A 1,867-nucleotide genomic window follows, 5' to 3' on the forward strand; every position below is an offset into this window, starting at 1 on the left:
GGTGTGGGTGGGTAGGGGAGCGTCGTGTGGCCATGGAAGCGGCGGGGTGACCCAGCCGTGGAGGCCACACGAGTGAGAATGCAGGCATGAGTAGCGAAAGACGAGTGAGAAACTCGTCCGCCGAATGACCAAGGGTTCCTGGGCCAGGTTAATCCGCCCAGGGTGAGTCGGGACCTAAGACGAGGCCGACAGGCGTAGCCGATGGACAACGGGTTGATATTCCCGTACCCGTGTGAACGCGCCCCTGGTGAATCAGTGATACTAACCATCCTGAAGCGTCCTTACGTCCCTTCGGGGGCCCTGGATGTGGATGCATGGGACCTGATCTGGTAGTAGCCAAGCGATGGGGTGACGCAGGAAGGTAGCTGAGCCAGTCAGTGGTAATACTGGTGTAAGCCTGTAGGGCGAATGGTAGGCAAATCCGCCATTCACACAGCCTGAGAGGTGACGCATAGCCGAATGAGGCGAATTCAGTGATCCTATGCTGCCGAGAAAAGCCTCTAGCGAGCTTTCACACGGCCCGTACCCCAAACCGACACAGGTGGTCAGGTAGAGAATACTAAGGCGATCGAGATAACTATGGTTAAGGAACTCGGCAAAATGCCCCCGTAACTTCGGGAGAAGGGGGGCCTCGTTTGGTGATCACTCTTGCAGTGTGAGCTGGGTGGGGCCGCAGAGACCAGTGAGAAGCGACTGTTTACTAAAAACACAGGTCCGTGCGAAGTCGTAAGACGATGTATACGGACTGACGCCTGCCCGGTGCTGGAAGGTTAAGAGGACCGGTTAGCCACTTGTGGCGAAGCTGAGAATTTAAGCCCCAGTAAACGGCGGTGGTAACTATAACCATCCTAAGGTAGCGAAATTCCTTGTCGGGTAAGTTCCGACCTGCACGAATGGCGTAACGACTTCTCAGCTGTCTCAACCATAGACTCGGCGAAATTGCATTACGAGTAAAGATGCTCGTTACGCGCGGCAGGACGAAAAGACCCCGGGACCTTCACTACAGCTTGGTATTGGTGTTCGGTTCGGTTTGTGTAGGATAGGTGGGAGACTGTGAAGCGCTCACGCCAGTGAGTGTGGAGTCGTTGTTGAAATACCACTCTGATCGTATTGGACCTCTAACCTCGGACCATGATCTGGTTCAGGGACAGTGCCTGGTGGGTAGTTTAACTGGGGCGGTTGCCTCCCAAAATGTAACGGAGGCGCCCAAAGGTTCCCTCAGCCTGGTTGGCAATCAGGTGTCGAGTGCAAGTGCACAAGGGAGCTTGACTGTGAGACTGACAGGTCGAGCAGGGACGAAAGTCGGGACTAGTGATCCGGCACCGGCAAGTGGAAGCGGTGTCGCTCAACGGATAAAAGGTACCCCGGGGATAACAGGCTGATCTTCCCCAAGAGTCCATATCGACGGGATGGTTTGGCACCTCGATGTCGGCTCGTCGCATCCTGGGGCTGGAGTAGGTCCCAAGGGTTGGGCTGTTCGCCCATTAAAGCGGCACGCGAGCTGGGTTTAGAACGTCGTGAGACAGTTCGGTCTCTATCCGCCGCGCGCGTTAGAAACTTGAGGAAGGCTGTCCCTAGTACGAGAGGACCGGGACGGACGAACCTCTGGTGTGCCAGTTGTTCCACCAGGAGCACCGCTGGTTAGCTACGTTCGGAAGGGATAACCGCTGAAAGCATCTAAGCGGGAAGCCTGTTCCAAGATGAGGTTTCTCACCCCCTCGAGGGGGTAAGGCCCCCGGCAGACCACCGGGTTGATAGGCCAGAACTGGAAGCCCGGTAACGGGTGCAGGTGACTGGTACTAATAGGCCGAGGACTTACCACAAAGAAGCTACGCGTCCACTGTGCAGTATCTGAAACAACACACGT

At 56.1% G+C, this 1,867-nt stretch carries 1 rRNA gene (only partly in view); it reads left to right on the forward strand.

Features of this window, described 5'->3' with window-relative positions:
• A 23S ribosomal RNA gene (locus ACFTZB_RS10315) occupies window positions 1-1,823 on the forward strand (it extends 1,377 nt beyond the left edge of the window).
• The last annotated feature ends 44 nt before the right edge of the window (window positions 1,824-1,867 follow it).

The organism is Rhodococcus sp. NPDC057014 (genome assembly GCF_042673295.1).
GTDB lineage: Bacteria > Actinomycetota > Actinomycetes > Mycobacteriales > Mycobacteriaceae > Rhodococcus_F.